Annotated in this window: 20 protein-coding genes; 16 read left to right on the top strand and 4 right to left on the bottom strand. The window is 33.3% G+C overall.

What is annotated here, in order from left to right; genetic code table 11:
- Nucleotides 1-117 precede the first annotated feature (117 nt).
- Complete coding sequence (locus tag PBV87_RS06130; RefSeq protein WP_271011520.1) at nucleotides 118-1,494, bottom strand: extracellular solute-binding protein; 1,377 nt, start codon at nucleotides 1,492-1,494, stop codon at nucleotides 118-120.
- A 219-nt stretch (nucleotides 1,495-1,713) separates the two neighbouring features.
- On the opposite strand from PBV87_RS06130, the gene PBV87_RS06135 reads away from it, so the two are divergent.
- The 6 genes from PBV87_RS06135 (at nucleotide 1,714) to PBV87_RS06160 (ending at nucleotide 9,919) form a co-directional block, all read left to right on the top strand.
- Nucleotides 1,714-2,595, top strand: a complete 882-nt coding sequence (locus PBV87_RS06135; RefSeq protein ID WP_271011521.1) for a carbohydrate ABC transporter permease — start codon at nucleotides 1,714-1,716, stop codon at nucleotides 2,593-2,595.
- Nucleotides 2,596-2,605: 10 nt separating this feature from the next.
- Nucleotides 2,606-3,928, top strand: a complete 1,323-nt coding sequence (locus PBV87_RS06140; protein WP_271011522.1) for a carbohydrate ABC transporter permease — start codon at nucleotides 2,606-2,608, stop codon at nucleotides 3,926-3,928.
- A gap of 14 nt (nucleotides 3,929-3,942) precedes the next feature.
- On the top strand, nucleotides 3,943-5,088 hold the full coding sequence (locus tag PBV87_RS06145) for a Gfo/Idh/MocA family protein (protein ID WP_271011523.1): 1,146 nt from the start codon (nucleotides 3,943-3,945) through the stop codon (nucleotides 5,086-5,088).
- Nucleotides 5,089-5,137: 49 nt separating this feature from the next.
- On the top strand, nucleotides 5,138-7,120 hold the full coding sequence (locus tag PBV87_RS06150; protein ID WP_271011524.1) for a family 10 glycosylhydrolase: 1,983 nt from the start codon (nucleotides 5,138-5,140) through the stop codon (nucleotides 7,118-7,120).
- Nucleotides 7,121-7,348: 228 nt separating this feature from the next.
- The gene (locus PBV87_RS06155; RefSeq protein ID WP_271011525.1) at nucleotides 7,349-9,355 is read left to right on the top strand and encodes an EAL domain-containing protein; all 2,007 of its coding nucleotides are present in this window, start codon (nucleotides 7,349-7,351) and stop codon (nucleotides 9,353-9,355) included.
- 105 nt (nucleotides 9,356-9,460) lie between these two features.
- Complete coding sequence (locus tag PBV87_RS06160; RefSeq protein ID WP_271011526.1) at nucleotides 9,461-9,919, top strand: ferritin-like domain-containing protein; 459 nt, start codon at nucleotides 9,461-9,463, stop codon at nucleotides 9,917-9,919.
- Nucleotides 9,920-10,006: 87 nt separating this feature from the next.
- Here the strand turns inward: PBV87_RS06160 and PBV87_RS06165 are convergent, their stop codons facing one another.
- A complete protein-coding gene (locus PBV87_RS06165; RefSeq protein ID WP_271011527.1) occupies nucleotides 10,007-10,849 on the bottom strand; it encodes a L,D-transpeptidase family protein in 843 nt (280 codons plus the stop codon).
- Nucleotides 10,850-11,010: 161 nt separating this feature from the next.
- On the opposite strand from PBV87_RS06165, the gene PBV87_RS06170 reads away from it, so the two are divergent.
- The 5 genes from PBV87_RS06170 (at nucleotide 11,011) to PBV87_RS06190 (ending at nucleotide 15,409) form a co-directional block, all read left to right on the top strand.
- Nucleotides 11,011-11,238 carry a hypothetical protein gene (locus PBV87_RS06170; protein ID WP_271011528.1) on the top strand — a complete coding sequence of 76 codons (228 nt, stop codon included), beginning with the start codon at nucleotides 11,011-11,013 and terminating at the stop codon, nucleotides 11,236-11,238.
- A gap of 158 nt (nucleotides 11,239-11,396) precedes the next feature.
- Nucleotides 11,397-11,765: a GntR family transcriptional regulator gene (locus tag PBV87_RS06175; protein WP_053984857.1), complete on the top strand. Its 369-nt coding sequence runs from the start codon at nucleotides 11,397-11,399 to the stop codon at nucleotides 11,763-11,765.
- Nucleotides 11,765-12,463 carry an ABC transporter ATP-binding protein gene (locus PBV87_RS06180; protein WP_053984856.1) on the top strand — a complete coding sequence of 233 codons (699 nt, stop codon included), beginning with the start codon at nucleotides 11,765-11,767 and terminating at the stop codon, nucleotides 12,461-12,463. Before PBV87_RS06175 ends, PBV87_RS06180 begins: the two co-directional genes overlap by 1 nt.
- Entirely contained in the window at nucleotides 12,457-13,236 is a 780-nt protein-coding gene (locus tag PBV87_RS06185; RefSeq protein WP_271011529.1) for an ABC transporter permease, read from the top strand. Before PBV87_RS06180 ends, PBV87_RS06185 begins: the two co-directional genes overlap by 7 nt.
- Before the next feature lie 202 nt (nucleotides 13,237-13,438).
- Complete coding sequence (locus PBV87_RS06190; protein WP_271011530.1) at nucleotides 13,439-15,409, top strand: NAD(P)/FAD-dependent oxidoreductase; 1,971 nt, start codon at nucleotides 13,439-13,441, stop codon at nucleotides 15,407-15,409.
- A 91-nt stretch (nucleotides 15,410-15,500) separates the two neighbouring features.
- Here PBV87_RS06190 and PBV87_RS06195 read toward each other — a convergent pair whose 3' ends face one another.
- Nucleotides 15,501-16,895, bottom strand: a complete 1,395-nt coding sequence (locus PBV87_RS06195; RefSeq protein ID WP_271011531.1) for an MATE family efflux transporter — start codon at nucleotides 16,893-16,895, stop codon at nucleotides 15,501-15,503.
- Between the two features lie 17 nt (nucleotides 16,896-16,912).
- Nucleotides 16,913-17,350, bottom strand: a complete 438-nt coding sequence (locus tag PBV87_RS06200) for a MarR family winged helix-turn-helix transcriptional regulator (protein WP_053984852.1) — start codon at nucleotides 17,348-17,350, stop codon at nucleotides 16,913-16,915.
- A 165-nt stretch (nucleotides 17,351-17,515) separates the two neighbouring features.
- Between PBV87_RS06200 and PBV87_RS06205 the strand changes: the two genes are divergently transcribed.
- From PBV87_RS06205 to PBV87_RS06225, 5 genes are all read left to right on the top strand, one after another.
- The gene (locus PBV87_RS06205) at nucleotides 17,516-18,013 is read left to right on the top strand and encodes a VanZ family protein (protein WP_271011532.1); all 498 of its coding nucleotides are present in this window, start codon (nucleotides 17,516-17,518) and stop codon (nucleotides 18,011-18,013) included.
- A gap of 102 nt (nucleotides 18,014-18,115) precedes the next feature.
- Entirely contained in the window at nucleotides 18,116-19,189 is a 1,074-nt protein-coding gene (locus tag PBV87_RS06210) for a M42 family metallopeptidase (RefSeq protein WP_271011533.1), read from the top strand.
- Between the two features lie 15 nt (nucleotides 19,190-19,204).
- On the top strand, nucleotides 19,205-19,822 hold the full coding sequence (locus PBV87_RS06215) for a GNAT family N-acetyltransferase (protein ID WP_271011534.1): 618 nt from the start codon (nucleotides 19,205-19,207) through the stop codon (nucleotides 19,820-19,822).
- Between the two features lie 104 nt (nucleotides 19,823-19,926).
- Nucleotides 19,927-21,084: a flagellin lysine-N-methylase gene (gene fliB, locus PBV87_RS06220; protein WP_271011535.1), complete on the top strand. Its 1,158-nt coding sequence runs from the start codon at nucleotides 19,927-19,929 to the stop codon at nucleotides 21,082-21,084.
- A 125-nt stretch (nucleotides 21,085-21,209) separates the two neighbouring features.
- Entirely contained in the window at nucleotides 21,210-22,121 is a 912-nt protein-coding gene (locus PBV87_RS06225; RefSeq protein WP_271011536.1) for a LysR family transcriptional regulator, read from the top strand.
- Nucleotides 22,122-22,124 lie beyond the last annotated feature (3 nt).

Here is a 22,124-nt window from a genome sequence, read left to right on the forward strand (position 1 = left end):
CCTCCTAGTAGAGTTGTAAGTAGATTTTGATAACATTATAACATTATAAAAAATAAAACAAAAGGTACATCTATAAGTCCAAACTATAGATGTACCTTTTTGTATTAATAAGAGGAATTATTTATTTTCTAGAATAGCTTTATTAAATTCATTAACAACTTCTTTATATGCAGCTTCTTGAGCAGCTGTAAATTCTACAAGAGGATCAGCGTTAGGATCAGAAAGAAGTTTTTGAACAACACGATCAACATAGGTTCCAATAATATCTTTACCATAGAATTCTAGACGTCCACCTCTAGCAGCTTCAATAACAGGAGCATATTCAGGGTTAAGAGATGTAACAGAGGAAATATCAAAATCAGTATATGGATAAGTAACAGCATTTACAGCGCCCTTACTTTCTAGATTTTTAAGTCTTTTTTCAATAACTTCTCTAGAAGTGTAGTACTCAATGTATTTCCATGCAGCATCTTTTTGAACTTGAGTGGTAGTTGCATTGATGACATAGCAAGCACCAAGATCTGTTGTTACAGATTTACCAGAGGGACCAGCAGGAAGGAGAGCAAGGCCGATATTATCAGGATCTGCACCAAGAGATGTTGCCCAAGATATCCAGTCACCTGCAAATGGCATCATAGCTAGTTTACCTTGTGCAAATTGTTGAATCATATCATCAAAAGTAAGGGTAAGATCAGCTTGCATAACTTTTTCACGTTTAAGTTGTTGGTAGTACTCAGCTGCTTGAATAACAGCAGGGTCAGTAAAGGTAAGCTCTAATGTATCATCTGGATTTTGAACGGTTAAGTCTCCACCAGCTTGCCATACATAGTATTGGAAGAACCATTCGGTCCACTGAGAAGAAAGGACACCATAGCCATATTGTTGTTTGTCAGGATTAGTAAGTTTCTTAGCAACGTCAAAGGCTTCATCCCAAGTAGTAGGAGCAGCAGTAATGCCAGCTTCTTCAAATAGTGCTTTATTATAGCCTAGATAGAAAGTACTTGAGAGAATCGTGATACCATAAAGATTATCATTTTTAGTAAAACGGTCTACATAAAGGGGATTATAGCTATCTTTTTCATCCCAGTTATCAAAGTATGTATTAAGTGGCTCTAAAATGCCAGCATTGATGTATTTATCCATCATAGTGAAAGAAGTTGATACTAAATCAGGTGCATTGCCAGCAGCTACAGCTTGATAAAATTCGTTGCCAGGGTCTCCTTCTTTGATGACTTTATTCAATTTAATATTAGGATTCTGCTTAAGAAATTCTTCTTCAATGCTTTCCTCTACATCATCTTGCTCTCTACTTGTAAGCCAGAGAGTAAGTGTAACAGGATCATCTTGAGAAGTTGAATCATCGGAATTAGTAGAGGATTGATTAGTATTTGGGTCTGCTGTTGGAGTAGATGTGGTATTAGTAGATGCACATCCAGTAAATGCCATACTTGCAATGAGTGTAGCTGTTAAAAGTGCAGTTGCTTTTTTAAACATAATATACCTCCTAAGTAAATGATAATAATATTATAAATAATTTTGAATAATAAGAGTGACCTAGATAATTAAGTAAAAAGTATCTTAAATTAATATCTTCACTTATAAAAAGAATTAGATTAAAAAGAGATACCTTTTTCTTTAAAATGTACCATTAAAGATAAAATTAAAAAAATATATAATGTTATTAAACAGATCTAGGAATATGGGAGGAATATAATGAAAAAGTCTAGTTACTTAAAAAGAAAAGATCTTTTTTCGGCAGCAGCATTTTTATTACCAGGTATTATTTTTACAGTTTGGTTAAGATATTATCCTATTTTACAATCTTTTTATATGTCTTTGTTTACGTATGACCCTGTTAATCCACCAGGAAAATTTGTAGGACTACAAAATTATCAAAATATTTTTCAGTCAGGATTTTACTGGGGTGCATGGAAAAATACTTTTATTTTCTTACTTTTACATATAGGACTTATATTCTTTATACCTCTAGTCCAAGCTATCTTTTTAAATGAGTTGACGAAAGGTAAGAAGTTTTTTTCAACAGTGTATCTGACTACAGCCCTTATTCCTATTTCAATTAATGTTATCATATGGAAATGGATTTGGCATCCTGACTATGGTCTTGCCAATCAAGTTCTTAAATTCTTTGGAGCAGAGCCACAAATGTGGTTAAGTGATCCAAGTCTCACCAAGTTTGCAATTATCTTCCCAGGTATTATAGGTGGAGGTGTAGGCGTACTTCTTTATTTAGCTGCTATACAAGGCGTGTCTTATGATATATATGAAGCTAGTGAGATAGATGGTTGTACAGGATGGCAGAAAATTGCTCATATTACTTTACCTAACATTAAGTTTATCATTATTATTCAATTAATTCTTGCTACGATTTCTACAATGCAAATCCTTGATTTACCTTATCAATATACTTCAGGAGGACCAAGTGGTGCTGCAACCTCTATGGGGATTTATATCTATGATATGGTCAATAAGGACTTGTCTTATGGTAAGTCTACAGCTGCAGCTTGTGTACTTTTCATCGTAATAGGTATTTTAACAATTGTTCAAATGAAACTTGATCAATCAGAGGTTGAATAGGGGGAAGAATATGAAAAAATCCAGTTTGACTATTACATCATATATTGTATCAATTCTTTTTGCATTATTAATTTTGTATCCTTTAATTTACATTATAAGTAATTCAATGAAAGATAATGTAAAGATTTATGATATACCACCTAAACTATTACCAGATACTGCACAGAGTTTAACCATAGAGATAGACTACTCGGTCTTCGAACATTTAACAGATGATCAGCTATTAGACAAGATTCAGCAGGATCAAATTTTGGCTATGTTTTCGTCTGTTTATGAGTTAACAAGAGATTCTTTATTTGAACTTAAGTTTGTAGGCACTATGAACGGAGAGAATATATTCTATTCAAGGGCACATCGTATGAAATTAGAGCTAGAAAAAGATACAGGTGTCTATGCCAATGCAAGTATTAATAGAAAGGTTTTATTATATGAAGACCGTTACATACGTGCATCAAATAAGATAGGCTATACATTTGATAGAAATGGAATTCAAAAGGTACATAATATTACCAATGTAGAAAAAGATGAGATCTATGATAAAGTATCTAAAAATTTAGCTGATAAATATGAGACGAATGGTGTATTAAAAGGTACTAAGGTGAAGAAAAATAACTTACTTCTTTTAGAAAGTTTTATTTATTATTTCCAATTACCTTCATGGATGTACCCCAAAAATGAAGCAGTTGCTAAGTATAGCTTTTTAATTTTTATTATTAATACTTTAATCGTAGTATCTTGGGCAATTATTACTCAAGTGGTGCTAGGTGCTATTACAGCATTTCCTCTTTCTAGGATACTCAGTAAGAAGGCAGCAAACTTCTGGTTACTGTTCTTCTTAGGAACAACAATGATTCCCTTTGTATCAGTTATGATTCCTCAGTTTACTATGTTTAAACGACTTGGATTTTATGATAACTATTGGGCACTTTTAGTGCCACATTTATTACCTTATGGTTTCTTTGTATACCTCTATAAAGGCTTTTTTGATCGTATACCGAGTAGCTTGTTTGAAGCAGCTCGAATAGATGGTGCTTCTAACCTTTATACATTTACAAAGATCTGTATGCCACTTTCAAAGCCCATTATTTCCATTGTTGCTTTACAAACCTTTCTGTCTAACTGGAGTGACTTCTTCTGGGCGTGGATGGTGACAGAAAGGCAAAATTTATGGACATTGAATGTGGCACTCTATAATATTTCGCAAAATAAAGCAGTTAAGCAGAACTTTGTCATGGGATTATCGGTATTAACAATACTCCCTGTACTCTTTTTGACAGTGATTTTTTCAAAACATATTAAGGCGAGCCTGGCATCGTCAGGAATTAAAGGATAGGAAGGTAGACAGCTATGAATATAGGCGTTATAGGATATGGATTAAGAGCAGAATATGTACTTAGAAATTTTAATGATTTTGAGATGGGGGTTAATCTAGTCAGTGTATGTGACCCTTGCGTTGACAAAGCTAAGGTACGTATTCAAAGCAGCGGTTATAAGGCACAAGAGGTTACTTTTTATGACGATATAGATGAGATGATGCAAAAGGAGAAATTAGATGGTGTGATGATTGGTACACTTTGTAAGTCTCATACAGATATTGCAATTAAAGTCATGAAGTACAATATTCCTATGTTCTTAGAGAAGCCAGTAGCCATTAGCCTGGAACAAGTTAAAGCACTAGAAGAAGCCTCTAAGTCATATACAGCAGAGGCAGTAGTCTCCTTCCCACTTAGATTAACACCTATTTGTCAGTTGGCAAAAGAAATCATAGATAGTGGGAGATTAGGACGTATTGAACATGTAGAGGCAGTCAATAACGTGAATTATGGTAGAGTGTACTACCATGATTGGTATCGTGATGAAAGCTTAACAGGTGGCTTATTCTTACAAAAGAGTACCCATGATCTGGATTATATTAATTACTTACTTGGGACTAAGCCTGTTGCAATTTGTGCGATGGAGTCTAAGCAAATCTTTAAGGGTGATAAAGACGCTGGTATTACTTGTAGTAAATGTGAAGAGTATAAAGTATGTCCAGAAAGTAGTTATACCATTAGACATCAATATCATGATGGAGTAGACGGAGAAGGGTGTGCCTTTGCAAAGGATACTGGAAATCATGATAGTGCAAGTATATTAACACGCTATGAAACAGGCATGCACACTGTATATACTCAGAATTTTGTTGTAAGAAAGAAAGCAGGAAAAAGAGGGGCAAGATTAATAGGTTATAAGGGTACATTAGAATTTGATTTTGCAACAAGTGAATTGACTGTATTTTCTCATACAACTGGTACTGTAGAAAAGCATTATGTTGATACATCAGGGCTTAACCATTTTGGCGGAGATAAGGCATTATGTGAGAACTTTGTGGAAGTAATGAGTGGTACAGGTGTATCGAAGGCGTCACTACAAGATGGTATTTTAAGTGCATTGATGTGCCTATATGCAAGAGAGTCAGCAAGTCAAGATAAATTTTATAACATTGAGTTATAATTAAACTAATAACTAAAAAATATATATAAGAAAAGAGAGAAACTAAAAAATGTGGTATAAAGAAGATTACAGACGTATTTTTATGGATATGCATTTAGATGATTCACAACCAGAGGAGTATTTATCTAAATTAGATATAGACCATTTTGTAGGAACTTTAAAAGAAGCAAATGTAAACAATGTGGTTGTAAAGGCAAAGTCACATGTAGGCTTACATTACTGGCCAAGTAAATATGGTAGAATGCATGAAGGACTCAAAAGACGCGGGCTTGACTATGTAGGAGAAATGATTAAAAAGTGTAAGGAAAATGATATTAGTGTTGTCGTGTACTTCTCACAAATATATGATAATTATGCTTATGAGCAACATCCAGCATGGCGTATTGTAAATAGTGAAGGTACAACTTCAAGAGAAAATAATACAAGATATGGGCTTGTATGTCCTAATAATCTAGAATACCGTGCTTATGTGCGTGAAATCTTACAAGAGTTAGTAGCTACCTATGATTTTGGAGGGATGTTTTTAGATATGCCATTCTGGCCAGGTACTTGCTATTGTCCAGCCTGTAGAGAACGTTACTGGAAAGAAACAGGGACTTATATTCCACGTAGAGAAGATTGGAATGACCCACAATGGGTAGATTTTGCAAATAGAAGACAGGCATGGCTTGAAGAGTTTGTTGCAGAAAGCACAAGAGCCATAAAAGAAGTCAAGAGTGCAGTTAGTGTGGAACATAATTTTGCAGCAGTAGGTTGTGGGTGGATTCATGGTGATACAGAAAACTTACTTGAATCTTGTGACTATGCAGGAGGGGATTACTATGGTGGCTACCTAGAACAGACCTTTATGTGTAAATATTATAATAATGTTACACCTAATAAGCCTTTTGTATATATTACATCTAGATGTGATCCAAATCTCTATGCCCATACTGTAAGTCGTTGTGAGGAAGACTTGTACATCCATGCAATGAATGCATTAGTACATAATGGTGCATTTTCTGTGTGTGATGCGATGAATCCAAATGGAACGATTAATACAGAAGTTTATCACGATGCTATTGGACCAGTTTTTAGAAACAGTTGTGATTATGAGCAGTATGTAAGTGGAGACATGATCGCGGATGTATCTATTTGGTATAATACAAACTTAAAGGCAAATGACAATTTCATTCAGTCTCCATTTGCAATTGCAAGAGTACTACAAGAATATAATATGCTCTACGATGTAGTAGGTAGTAAAAATTTGAAAGATATAAAGACAGAGGTACTTGCTATCAATGGTGCATATTCTATAACAGATGAAGAGATGGATGCAATCGAAGCCTATGTAAGACGTGGCGGTAAAGTATTTATTACAGGTAAGCTTGGACATAAGCATTTTGAAGAATTATTAGGAATTAAAGAATTAAAAGGAAGCGAATATGGCTATACCTATTTAAATCCTACAGAAGCAGGCAAAGGTTTATTTGAATCCTTTAATGCAAGTAGTCCTTATCCAATAGAGAGAAGAGCAATAGAGTGTACGCTTAAGGAAGAGGCAACAATCCTTGCAACACTTACCTATCCATATACAAAGGCTGGAGATAAAGAGTTTTCTGCAATCCATTCTAATCCACCAGGGATTCATACAGAGATGCCAGCAGTTATGGAAAAACAAGTAGGGGAAGGGAAAATTCTTTGGGTTGTTACACCTCTAGAACTTGCTTATGCACATTACTGCAAAAAAGCAGTATTTAGTTTAATTAATTCATTAGTAGAGAATAAAAAGATTGAAAGTAATGCACCAGCCTTTGTAGAACTTACACATTGGCATAAAGAGGATAAAGACTATGTAGGGATCATCAATCAACAAACAGTATCACCAGTATATCCAATTGATGCAATTACGATTACATTACCATTTGCATGCAAGGACGTAAAACTAAAAACACCTTCAGAGCAACTTATACATGTTGAATATGAAGATGGTAAAACAATTATTTGCTTACCTAAGCTTCATATGTTCCATCTAGTAGAAATAAGTTATTAGTTCTAATTAAATAAGAGGTCTTAAAGGAAAATATGGTATAAATTCAGCTAATGATTTTATATCATATTTTTTATTTTAAAAGAAATATTGATTATATTAAACTAAGTTAAAAATGCATTATAAAGTGGAAAGATGGAAATAAAAGTATTATATAAGCATTGAATGAAATAGAAGAAGTATGATATTCTTAAAGATACCTAAATACTGGGAAAAAAGAGAGAATGCAATATGACTAAAAGAAAAGTAATCATTATTATATGTTTATTAATAATTGTATTAGGGGGAAGTTTGTATCTTAGGGAACAAAAAGAAAATAGCATTGAGAGAGTACAAGAAATATATAGGTATAAAGCTTTAGCAGAAAGTAAGATACAAGAAGGAGCGATACAAGAAGCGCTAGAATATATAGATAAGGCTTTTCAAGAATTCACTATAAGTGAATATAACAGTAGCTATCAAAGTATATGGGATATTCTAATGGTATTAAATAAGATTCCTAATAGTAGCTATAAGTTAATAGACTATTTAGATGTAATCTTAATCACAAATCAACTAGATAAAGATGCAGAAATATATTTTTTAAGAAAAAAGGCAGGCCTATGTATTTTAAACGTGAAATATATAGAAGCAGTCGAATGCATTGAAGAGATATTAGAACTTAGTGAAATGCCAGAACAATATTATTATAGAGGCAAGGCATTAGTCGATTTATCTATTGTTGCGAACCATTTAGGTGCAATGGAGACAGCAGTTGAAATATTAGAGAATATTCAACTAGATACAATAGACGAACTTAGGCAGGCAGACCTAGAAATATATAGGTTACTTAATTTGGTGAAAAATAGAATAGAGTTAGAAGACTATGATAAGGCACTTAACGATTTAGGACAAATAGATAGATATATAAATCAACTTCCATTAGAAAAAAGAAAGGAAATTGCCTGTTTTAGTACCTTGAATAAAGCTAAAATCTATATAGGACAAGGACAAATAGAAGAAGCTGAGGTATTATTAGATGAATTACAGGTTTCTAATATTTGGGACCGTACGCAGGCATATCAAACATTCCAAACGGAGTATGTGACTGTACTTGCCAGGCTCTATACAGCTCAAGGAGATTATGATAAGGCAATTGAAAACTATAAACAGATTTTAGAGCAAAGATTTAGGGGTAGCAGCTATGGTGATTATCAAAATGCCATTAATGGCATAAAAGAGATTTACCTAAAGAAAGGAGATTTTGAGAATTACTATTTATATGAAGAGTATTGGGAAAAGCTAGGTGAAAAGAGGAAAAAAGGCCAAGCTGAAATGCTCTATCAATATGTAGATAAAAAATGTGAATTAGCACAAATGAAACAAGCTAGTAATAGAGTGAATATAAAAAATCAGGTTTATCTGGTAATCTTATTAGGTATTATTCTTCTATTGACGAAGATCAGTCTATTACCAATGGGGAAAAGAGCATATAAGCAAAGAAAAATTAAAAGATTTATGAAAAATAATAATTATTTTTTAGTCTATCAACCTATTGTAAATCCAAAAACAAATCAGATTATGGGGTTAGAGTGTTTGTTAAGATTAGAGGATAAAGGCAAAATGGTCTATCCAAATATATTGATTCCAGATATAGAAGAGACAGATATGATGGAAGAAATAGTACTCTGGGAAATACAGGAGATCACAAAGAATTATTCTATGATTAAAGGAATAGAAGGCTATGCAAAAGATTTTTATGTGTCACTGAATATATCTTATAAAGAAATTGCTCATAAAGAATTCATTGATATTCTAAAAAAAGAAGCAGAGCTATTACGAAAGAGAGGAATATGCCTGTGCTTAGAACTTACCGAGAATACAAGTATTATAGATGAGCAATGTGTGAAAGAACATATTGAGGAGTTAATAAGAGTAGGCTTTCTCATTGCTATTGATGATTTTGGTGTAGAATACTCTAACATTTCTTTGTTAGATTCCTTTGATTTTCATAAGCTTAAACTAGATAAACATTTTATTGATAATATAGAGCAGTCAGTAGTAGTACAGAATGTAATGAAAGTAATCAATGAATTATCTATTGAACTATCAATAGCAGTAATAGTAGAAGGTGTAGAAGAAGAATGGCAAAAAGAAAAAATAGAAAAATTTGCATCTGATAATTTTTCTATACAAGGATACTATTATAGTAAGCCACTAAAAATAGATGAGATTAAGAATTATCGAGTGAAAGAATAAGTAAAAAACTTAAGTAGTTTATTCCAAATAAAAGAAAACAGCATATAACTATAAAAATTGCTCATATTAAAAGTGTAAGAAATATAATATGTGAGGTGATTCTTTATGGTATTAACAGAAAAAGAGACAGCTGCAATTAAAGATTTACAAACTCAAGAACAAGCTTGTATTGAAAAATACGATAAATATGCAAATGAAGCAACAGACCATGTGCTTAAAGACTTATTCACTACTTTAAAGCAACATGAAGAAAAACACTATCAATCTTTAGGGCAAGTACTAAATGGACAAGTACCAAGTTGTGACTGTAATGATAGTAAAGGGAAAATGTATACTCCTGTAGCAAGCTATGGAGCAGGTGTAGAATCAGATGCTAAAAAACATGATTGTTTCTTAGCTACTGACAGTATAGGAACTGAAAAATTAGTTTCTGGTGAATATAATACAGATGTATTTGTATTTGGAGACTCTGATGTACGTAAATTATTAGCTGATATTCAAATAGAAGAACAAAATCATGCTGAAATGCTTTATAAATATAAAGTAGCAAATAGCATGGCATAATCAATCTATATAAATCTTTAAATAAAAACATGGTATAAAGTTAATCAATAACTTTATACCATGTTTTTTCTATATTAACTTACTTGCTTAATGAATGACTATTGCACTTGCATCTAATACATTATCATAAATCCACTGCGCATTTTCCACTGCAAGTCGGATACATCCATGGCTTATAGCTACTCCTAAGCGATCATCAATAACTTCTGTTCCGGCAGCATTAAATAAAACGGTGTGATAATAATAGCTACCTTTAATTCGAGTGGCATATTTGGCTCTGTAATTATCCGTACCAAAGTAAGGCTTCCTCCCACTTACATAAAAAGTACCTTGTATAGTAGGTGTACTAGGTTTACCAACAGTACATAACCATTGATAAAGTAATTTCCAAGAGCCATCGTTAACTTTTTCAAAGACATAGGTAATCTTATTTTCTAAATCCGTTGTAATCAAGTTCACAGTAGGACTTTGAATATTGTTTTCATTGACAAACCTAGTCATATTGGTATTGAAATAAGTATAGTCGTATTCAGCTGGAGGGTTTCCATCATCTGTCAAAAAATAATTAAAGATATAGCCCTTTACACTGTTATACATAACAAGACTCCAAGCTCCAGTTACAGATAAAACTTCTACTTCAGATTTAGGAGGAAGTGACGCTATAGGATTAGATTCGGCAGAAGGATAGGAACGTAATAATACATCTAACCAGGTATATTTGGTAGTTGATAAGCTAGAAGCAGGGACGTATCCTGTTTGATCATCATAGGTTACTAAATACCAGTCTTCAGCACTATCAACAACTTGGACAAGAGCATTGGCAGGTATGACAGCTATAATGGGGGCTGTAAAGGAAGCACTTTCTAGAAGATTAGTATTAGACAAGGTATATTTAGAAGGATCAGAGGGCTGTGCTTGAGCATTGTTCATGTTTCACCTCACACGCATTTATTATTTTTATATTATGAAAGAGTTAGGCTATTGGTGCTAGATAAAGAGTAAAAATATTCTGAGATATAAGAAGTGATGAAATACAAGTCTTTAACCCTAATGATAAACAAGAAGAAAATTTATTTATTAAATCGATGGAGTTGAAGGAAAACGGGGAAATCATTACGAAGTTTAAAGATGGTTCACTAGTAGAGAGTGAAGAAATTTATTGGAGTCAAGATATGGTTGTAAATCAGTATGAGGATACAGTATCTAAGTGTATCATTAAGGAAATAGAGGGAGAAACATATATGTTTTATGAATTCAAAAATGGAGATTATATATTTAATGGCGCTAGACCACTTTATTATGTAATGAAAAAACAATAAAAAATAATAAAAGTTGAGCAAATAAAAGTGATTGGAAAGTACAGCTAATTAAAGGCATTACTTTCTAATCACTTTTTATTTTAAAAAATTGTGTTGACAAATCAATCAGTCAATAATATTATTGTATTAAGTGATTAATACAATAAAGAGGTGATACAATGCCATGGGATTTTGATACAACAAGACCTATTTATATGCAACTCGTAGAACGTATCAAACTAATGATAGTAACGGGTGAGTTACCAAGTGGAAGTAAGCTTAAATCTGTAAGAGATTTAGCAGAAGAAGCTGGAGTCAATCCAAATACAATGCAAAGAGCATTAGCAGAACTTGAACGTGATGCATTAGTCTATAGTCAAAGAACGAGTGGAAGATTTGTAACAGAGGATAAGGAGTTATTAGCAAAAATGAGAGATGAATTTGCAGAGGAAAAAGTCAAATCATTTATTGAGTCATTAATGCAACTTGGATACAAGCAAGATGAAGTGATCACATTGATCCAACATTATTTAGGGGGAATGAAGTAATGCAACCTATATTAGAAATTATCGATGTAAGAAAAAATTATGGTAATAAGGAAGCGCTAAAAGGTGTTAGCTTAAGAATAGAACCAGGTAAGGTTATTGGATTATTAGGACCTAATGGAAGTGGTAAAAGTACATTAATTAAATTAATTAATGGGCTTATCCAACCAACAAGTGGTGAGATTATAGTAGCAGGCAAGACACTAGGAATTGAAACGACAAAAATGATTTCCTATTTGCCAGAAAGAACATACTTAAATGATTGGATGAAAGTTAAAGACTTATTAGGATTCTTTGATGATTTCTATGAAGACTTTGATAAAGATAGAGCACGTGAAATGCTTGGTGTACTTAAAATTGATGAAGAGAGTAAGCTTAAGACGTTATCAAAAGGAACAAAAGAAAAAGTTCAATTGATACTTGTTATGTCTAGAAAAGCAAGACTATACATTCTAGATGAACCAATTGGGGGTGTAGACCCAGCTGCAAGAGATTATATTCTTAATACGATTATTAAAAATTACTCTGAAGATAGTTCAGTTATTATAGCAACACATCTTATTCAAGAAGTGGAAAATATTTGCGATGATATTATTTTCTTAGGTTATGGTGAAGTGATGTTACAAGGGAATGTGGATGATATTAGAGCAGAAAAAGGTCAATCTATTGATTCATTATTTAGGGAGGTATTTAGATGTTAGGGAAATTAATGAAATATGAATTTAAGGCTACAGGAAGAACTTTCTTACCTTTATATGGGGCAATTTTGGTAGTAGCTTTATTAAATAGATTCTTAGGAAGAAATACACAAGGTGTATTTGAAGAACTCAATAAAGTAGGTGACTTCACAGTTGTTGCTTTAGTAGCATTATTTATAGCATTAGGGGTCATAACTATTGTTGCAACAATCCAACGCTTCCAAAAGAATCTTTTATCAGATGAAGGTTATCTCATGTTTACCTTACCTGTTAAAACAAGAAGTTTAATACTTTCTAAAATGATTGTAGCTATAGTATGGATTATTTTAAGTGGATTAGTAGGAATAGCAGCTTTTGGAATCTTATTTATAAGCAAAGAGTTTATAACAGAACTCATGCCTCTTTTATCAGAGTTTATGTCAGAAGCTATATACCTTCTACAAGAAGAAGTTGGTAGGGTGAGTATACTCGTTATTGTACAATTTATCGTTGCAGGATTTTTAAGCTATATCCAATTTATTGTTTCTATTTACTTAGCATTAGCTATTGGACAGTTCCCTAACTTCCAAAAGCATCGTACAGCAGCATCATTTATTGCTTTCTTTGTGATTAACCTAGTAGTCAACTGGGTATTAGGCTTAGCGATATTTGCAGGAGACTTTACAGCGAATGTTAATATGAATATGTTTATAGGTAATCTCATTGTATTAATACTTACAGTAGGTATGTTTGAAGCAACAAATTATATATTAAGAAATTATCTTAATTTAGAATAAATCGTAATAGAGGTTGGTATGAAAACATCATTTCATACCAACCTCTATTTTTATAAGTAATTGGTGGACATAAAGAAGAATAAATATATTTTAATTGTAAATATGAGGAAAATATGAAAAAATTGTGATTTTCACTAGATTTTCTACGTAAGATAGAGATGTATCTAGATTGATATAATTCTGTCATAGAGGTGAAAAAAAGATGAAGTATCCAAAGCTATTTGAAAAAGGTAAGATTGGAAGTTTAGAACTTAAAAATCGTATTGTAATGTGTTCGTTAGCAATGGGGATATCAGATGATAAGCAATGTGTAGGTGAGGCATTTCGTACATATTTAATGGAACGTGTACAAGGTGGCGTAGGTATGATCATTTTGGAAAATACCAGAGTAGATGATGAACATGGCGTTGCAGCGCCTTGGCAGGCGAGCCTTGCACGAGATGAGCAAATCGCATCCATGAAGCAAGTTGTAGAAGAAATTCATAGCTATGATGTAAAAGTACTGGCACAGTTACATCATCCTGGACGTGAAACATTTTCTAATTTAAATAGTAATGAGCCAGTATGGTCTTCTTCAAATAAATCTTGTGGTGTATGTAATCAAGAAACGCATGAGATGACAACAGAAGAAGTGGAACAAGTAATAGGGAAATTTGTAGAAGCAGCAAAGCGTGCCACCCAAGCAGGGCTTGATGGGGTAGAATTACACGGTGCACATGGTTACTTAATCTCACAATTTTTAAGTCCTTATACCAATCAACGTACAGACCGTTTTGGTGGTTCTTTTGAGGGGAGATTTCAGTTTGTAAAAGAGATTTATGAAGGTATACGTACTGTATGTAACCAAGATTTCGTAGTAGGTGTTCGTCTTACAGTGGATGAATTATTAGCTCCAAATGGGGTAGAAGAATATTTGAAATTAGAAGAGGGTATTAAGGTATGCCAGGCATTAGAAAGCTTAGGAATAGATTATATCAATGTATCAAATGGTATCTATGAATCTTTTAACGCACTATCAGAACCTATGACTTATCCTCAAGGTTGCCGATCATCACTTATTCAGGCAGTTAAGGAAGCCGTCCATATTCCAATCATTGCAGTAAATATGATTAAAGAACCTTGGTTTGCAGAGAAGATGTTAGAGGATAATTTGGTTGACTTTGTTGGGCTAGGTCGTGCAGTAGTTGCAGATCCAGAGTGGGCAATAAAGGCATTAGAAGAGCGTGAATGTGAAATTAATAGATGTATTTCTTGTACCTTCTGTTTTGAAACCTTAGTAAGTGATGCTATTGCAGGAAAGGGACCAGTAAAATGTGCAGTGAATCCAAGAGCAGGTCGTGAATCACTTTACCCAGCCTATAAAAGAGATGGGGATGGACGTACGGTCATTGTTGTTGGAGCAGGAGTAGCTGGATTAGAAGCAGCAAGAGTGTTGGCAGAGAGAGACTTTAGAGTTATCCTAGTAGAAAAAGAAGGTAAAGTGGGGGGACAGATTAATATTGCTGATAAACCACCTCATAAGAGAAAGATAGATTGGATTGTAGAATATGAACTTAACCAACTTCAAAAGTTAGGGGTAAGTATTGTATGCAATACAGAAGTCACCGAAGGGGTACTAGAGGCATTTAATCCCTATGCTATTATATTAGCAACAGGTGGAGAACCTATTAAACCAGCCACTATTCCAGGTATAGAACTAGAAAAAGCTTTGACCTTTAAAGAAGTGCTTTGCCAAGATAAGGAGTTAGAAGGCAAGAAAGTAGCTGTTATTGGATCTGGGGCAACAGGACTTGAAACAGCTGAATTTCTATGTAGTAAAGGTAATGAAGTTACTATAGTTGAAATGCTAGACTCTATTGGTAAAGGTGTTTATGTACAACATTATTTAGATGCAATGGATAAATTATCTCATTATAATGTAACATATATGCCAAAAACAAAACTCATATCTATTCAAAAAGAAGGTGTACTTTTAGAGAATATAGAAGAGAACAAACAAGCAATGTATCCAGTGGATTATGCAGTGCTTGCGCTAGGTGTACACTCTGTTAATCCATTAGAAGAAATTACAAAGGGCATTTGTAACCGTGTCTTTGTCATTGGAGATGCCGCTAAAGTTGGCCGTATTGAAGGGGCAGTAAGGCAAGGATTTGAAGCAGCTTATACATTATAGAAATCAACATATAAGATTATTTATATTCATCAATAAAAGAAGGTACCTTCCGTAATGACGAAGGTGCCTTCTTTTTATGTTACAAATACACTTACGCTGGCGTATTTAACGTTTCTGGTGTATCTAATGTTTTCATATGATTAAGTTCTTTTCTAACTAAGAAGATAGCTACAAAGAATGCAAGCGCATCTGCTATAGGAGCTGCAAATAAGATTCCATCGATTCCAAAGAAAATAGGAAGAATGAGAATAAGTGGTATTAAGAAGATTACCTGACGAGAAAGTGATAAGAACACGCCCTTAATAGCTTTGCCTGTTGCAGCAAAGAAGTTAGAAGTAATAACTTGAATACCATTGATGAGAACCATAAATAAGAAGATCCTCATGAATTTTACAGCAAACTCAAAGTAGAGTTCATCACCTGTTCCAAATAAGGAGATGACTTGTCTTGGGAAAAACTGAAAGGCAATAAAGCCGATAAGTGAAATCACCAAGCTATAACAGATGGCTAACTTATAAATGCCTCTTACGCGGTCATACTTCTTAGCACCGAAGTTAAAGCTAATGATTGGTTGTGAGCCTTGAGCAAGCCCAATAATAATAGAAAGTAAGATAGCATTTGTCTTCATAACAATCCCGCTACATGCAAGAGGTACATCACTACCATAGATAGATAAGGCACCATAGTATGTAAGAGAGTTATTAAGAACAATTTGTACAAAAGTAATGGCTAATTGGTTAAGGCTATTACTCATACCTAAAGAAGCAATCTTGAGACATTCTACTTTTTGTAATTTAAAATGTTTTTTCTTTAAGTCAATATGTTTAAAGCGGCGCACATAACTAATAGCCATTAAGAAAGAAATAAATTGTCCAATAATAGTAGCAAGGGCAGCACCTTCAATCCCCATATTAAAGACAAAGATAAAAAGAGGGTCTAAGATGGTATTGATAATTGCACCAACGATCATACAAGTCATGGAGAATTTAGGACTTCCATCAGCTCTTGCTAAGTTGCTCATCCCATTTGTAATAATAAGGAGTGGCATACCAATGGCAGTAATACGTGTATAGCTTCTGGCATAAGGCATAACATCAGGTGTAGTACCAAATAAAGTTAAGAGTGGATGTAAAAAGAGCTGAATAAATACTAAGTAGACAAGTCCAAATAGGACCATCATACTAATAGCATTACCTACAGCAAGTTCTGCCTTTTCTTTTTCTTTTGCACCCAATGCCATAGAAAAGCGAGCAGCACTACCAACACCAATTAATAAGGCAATGGCAAGACAAATGGTGGTAAGAGGATAAGCTACATTAGTTGCAGCATTTCCAAGGTATCCAACACCTTGACCTATGAAGATTTGGTCAACAATATTGTATAAAGAACTTACTAACATAGCTATGATACTAGGTACAGCGTAGTTTCTTAAGAGCGTAGGAAGTTTTTCATAACCAAGAGGATTTTCGGATTTTAACGTGTTCATAATATTTCCTTTCTTATTTATTGATTTTCTATTTCTTTTGTTACTTCAAGAATAGCTTTTTTTCCTGCTTTATGAAGAAAGGCAAGGAAAAGTTCTCTTTCTTCTGGAGAAAAATCGGCAAGAAGTCGTTCATGCCAATTACTTTGTATATTCAAAATATCAGCATAAGCTGCTAATCCTTTTTCAGTAGGATAGAGACAACAGGTACGCTTATCTTTTGGATGGGGTTCTTTTCTAATGAAATCAGCCTTTTCCAAATAAGCAATAGAACGTGTTACATTACTTGGATGAATGTAAAATACATTAATAAATTTATCTTGTGTTATACCTGGTTCCTGACAAATTTTCAGAATATACATATGCTGACTACTATTAAGTCCGAGAGGAGCAAGTTCACGGTCTAGATGCATTTTAGTATAGCGGTCAGAAATAGAAAGCCATTTTAAAAGTTCCATATAATCACCTCGATTGTTAATTATATACCTAAAAGTTTGCGTGCGCAATAATTAATTTGCGAGCGCAAATATATACTTCTTACGAAAACTTAAGAATAGTATTTGTAGAGATTTAAGAAGTGAAAGATAAAATGTAGATATAATAGATGGAAAAAGAGGTATCCTATGGAGAAGAAAAGCCTTAATGTAGGTTTAAAAATATTGTTTGTTATTTATATCATTGCTATGACTTGGATTATCGTTTTTAAAATGTCATTACCTTCTAATTTACATGAAATAGTAGGTGTAAGAAGTTTGAATTTAGTTCCATTTAAAGGAACAGGGCATATGAATGAAGCGCTTAATAATATTATTATCTTTGTACCTTTAGGAATTTATATAGGCATATTGTGTAAGAAGTGGTCATTTAGGAAGCAATTAATAGCTTGTATAAACCTAAGTTTGTTATATGAAATCAGCCAATTTATATTTGCAATTGGTAGAACAGATATAACAGATCTTCTTATGAATAGCTTAGGAGGACTTATTGGTATTGGGTTTTATATGATGATTGAAAAAGTTCTGAAGAAAGAAAAGCATATAGCACTATTTATTATGATTTGTGCCACATTTGCTACCATACCGACGGTTGGGCTATTAACTTTGCTAAAAGTATTAAATTAATTTCAATTGTGGCAATAAGAAGAGACAATATGATATGATGAAAAATAAGAATAATCTATGATTTTTCAAGAACTTTAAGCTGAAAGTAGAAAGGGATACATGATGATAAACTATACACAAGAAGAATCAGTAGCTTTAATTGAAGTATTGTCTAATGCCAAAGGGGCACCAGGATTTGAAGATGAAGTAGTAGAGATTATTAAAGAAAAATATGGGCAGATCTTTGATATTCAAGAAGATAGCATGCGTAACCTTGTTATTTATAGAAAGAATCATTCAGGTAATAAGCCTGTTATTATGTTAGATGGGCATTCAGACGAAGTGGCTTTTATTGTGCAAAGTATTAGACCAAATGGTACGCTCAAATTCTTACCTTTAGGTGGATGGGTAGCCCAGACAGTACCTGGGCATAAAGTATGGATTAAGAATAGTGAAGGTACATATATAGAAGGTGTAATAGGTTCTAAACCACCTCATTTTGGAGGCGGAGATGGGCAGAAGTTAGAAGATATGATTATTGATGTAGGGGCTACAAGTTATGAAGAGGTAGTTGAACTCTTTAAGATTGAAGCAGGTGCGCCTGTGACACCAGATGCGACTTTTAGTTATAATAAAGTAACAGAAGTGATGTTGGGAAAAGCTTTTGATAATCGCTTAGGGTGTGGATGTGTTATTGAAACATTACTTGCATTAGAAGGGTTAGAACTAGATGTAGATGTAGTGGGCTCTATTTCTGTACAAGAAGAAGTAGGATGTAGAGGTGCAAAGGTTAATGTAAAAACGATAAAACCTCATTTAGCGATTATATTTGAAGGCTCTCCTGCAGATGATACATTTATGGACAGCTACAGTGCACAAGGTAGCTTGAAAAAAGGAACACAGATTAGACATTTTGATAGGAGTTTTATCGCCAATCCACGCCTTATACAACAGTCTAAAGATGTAGCAAAAGCACATCAAATTCCATATCAATGTGCAGTGCGTAGTGGGGGTGGCACAGATGCTGGTCCAATTCATTTAGAATTAGGTGCGGTACCTTGTTTAGTGCTTGGTGTACCAGTACGTTATGCACATACACATTATGGGTATTCAGCAATGAAAGACTACAAAGCATCCATTCAACTTGCGGTAGAGTATATTAAGACGTTAAATCAAGAAGTAATTAGTAGATTATAATAGGAGTGAAATGGAATGAATCTAACCATCAAAAGAGAGCAAGAAGCAGACTATAGAACGGTAGAAAACTTGACAAGAGAAGCTTTTTGGAATGTCTATAAACCAGGATGTGATGAGCATTTTATATTAAATCAATTACGTGGTCATGGGGACTTTATCCCAGAATTAGATTTAGTTGCAGGGCATAAAGGGGAAATAGTAGGACATATTGCATATAGCAAAGGTACAATTATTGATGATAAGGGGAATGCAATAGAATGTGTTGCTTTTGGACCATTAAGTGTAGCGCCAGAGTGCCAAGGTAAAGGTGTTGGTGGAAAGCTTATAGAACATTCTCTAGAGGTGGCTACCCAGTTAGGTTATAAGGTTGTGTTTATTACAGGGAATCCAGCATATTATCATAAATTTGGATTTGAATCAGCAAGTAAATATGGAATACATTTAGAGGACATACCACAAGAAGACGAAGCACCATTTTTTATGGTGAAATTATTGAATCAAGAGGCTTTAAAAAATGTTTCAGGAACTTTTAGATTTTCTTCTGGCTTTGAAGTATCCGCTGAGGATGTAGCGGCATTTGATCAAGCATTTCCTCCAAAAATTAAAGAGGTAAGAGAAGGTCAACTAAGCTAATCAATAGATAAAAATGAAGAGTGGCAGATATTCTATATGGAGTATCTGCCACGTTTGTATTATAATGACAAAAGACAATTTTATGAGTAAGCCTAGGAGGTACTATGAGTCATACAATTAAAGTAAATGATTATGAAACGTTTCGTTGTATTGCAGATAAATGTTCTTTCAGCTGTTGCCAAGAATGGCGTATTGCAGTAGATGATAAGACAGCTAAAAATTGGGAAGGGTTAAGGCTAAATCAAACGCAATTAGAAGGTGAGACGTTACCTGAGTTGAGTTTATGTAATTGCTTAGAAAAAGAAGAGGATGGTCAAATTATTACCCTAAACAAAGAGAAAAAATGTCCATTCTTAAATACTCAGAAGCTTTGTAGATTGGTTATAGAATTAGGAGAAGAAACTTTATCTAAAACATGTACAACCTTTCCAAGACAAATCAATCAATTTGAAGATAGAATAGAGTATTCACTTTCTACAGCCTGCCCTGTAGTAATTGACTTACTAAATGAAAATCCAGTCCAGTTTTATCATGAAGAAGAAGGCAAGTCTTCATTACTTTATGTTGTTCGTGAGATGATGTTCACACTTATGCAAGATGAACATTACACTTTAACAGAGCGCATCATGATGATCTTCTATGCATTATTAGAGCTGTTAGAAGATCCAAAACTTACAGTAGATAAGATTAATCTCTATACAGATGCAAAACAAATGAAACCCTTAATAACCGCCATTAGAAAGATGAAGTTCAATTTAATGGATTCCTTCTGGGAAAGAAATGAACTGTTTTTAGATGTAGTAGATAATTATCGTAAGCAAAAACTTTATGTAGCGTTTTTAGAAGACATAGCTACAAAAGCAGAACAATTGGAAACTCTTTATTCTAATAAAGAGCTAATAAAAAAAATTGAAATCTTTAATCAAGAAATTAAAGCTTATGAAAGACTTTTGACGAATTATTTATTAACAGAGATTTTTGCTAACGGATTAATGGCAGAGATGGAACTTGAGGATATGGTAGTTGCTTTTGAATGGGTCACTCTAGAATATGCAACTATTAAACAGGCTATTTTCCTTAAATGGTTAACAGATGGAAAAGAGAAATTAGAGTATTATACGGTACGTGACTATATGATGATTGTTGCACGTGTAACAGGATATGATCAAAGTGATATTCGTGAGTATTTAGAAAATAGTTTTGAAAGTGCTATTTGGGATTGGGGTTATCTTGCGCTTGTAGTAGGAAATAGTGTACTGTAAGGAAGATTAAGCAGGGCTTGCAAGTTATAAAGACTTGTGAGCCTTTTTATAAATCAATAGAAGCAAAGTGAATATAGATGGTAGGAAATAATATAAGTTATAAAGTAATAAAATAGGAGGATGGTATGCAGTTACAACAGCTCAGATATGTACTTGAAATAGAGAGAACAAGATCTATGAATAAAGCGGCTAAGAATTTATTTGTTTCTCAACCCAATTTAAGCAGTGCAGTAAATAACTTAGAAAAAGAGTTAAATGTCCAAATTTTTAACCGTACGAATAAAGGCGTAGAGGTAACTAAAGATGGAAAGTTGCTTGTCCAATATGCTAAATCGATATTAGGACAAGTGGAGCAACTAAAGAAAGCATATGGAGTAGAAGAAAAGAAACATGTAAATTTTCTAGAGATATCTCAAACAGGAATGCTTCATCTAACACCTGTTATTAGTAAAATTTATAACCTTTTAAAAGACAGCCGAGTGCAAATTATTATTAAGGAAGATAATCTAGGTGCTGTTATAAAGCATCTTTATTATATGAAGTCAGAAATCGCTATTATCGTTATGAATACGACTCAACTAAGTCTTATAGAAAAAGTGCTGGATAAGAGAAAAATAGAATTTAATATACTTGATAAAACAAAATTAGGTGTAGCGGTAAGCCCTAAAAGTAGTTTATATAACCGTGATCAGGTAGCTTTTGAGGAATTAGACAAATTAACTTATATCGAATATCTAAAAGAAAAAGATCTATCTGTAAATCAAGATTCAGAGTTGTTAGATATATGGTCTAAATTTGTGGGAAATACGATTCATGCAACAGATAGAGAAACAGTGAGTGATTTACTTTGGAATTTAGATAGCTATAGCTTTGATATAGAGAAAAATATAGAGTACCTTAAGAAAAGGGGACTCAAGTTTATTAAGTTACAAGAGAATATTGATATGTATGTAGGGTGGCTTAAAAGAAAAAGAGAGCCTCTCTCTTATGAAGCTACTCTTTTAGTGGAGGAATTAACAAAAAATATTAGGTTATAAATT

The organism is Holtiella tumoricola, from assembly GCF_027857615.1.
In the GTDB taxonomy this organism is placed as follows: domain Bacteria; phylum Bacillota; class Clostridia; order Lachnospirales; family Cellulosilyticaceae; genus Holtiella; species Holtiella tumoricola.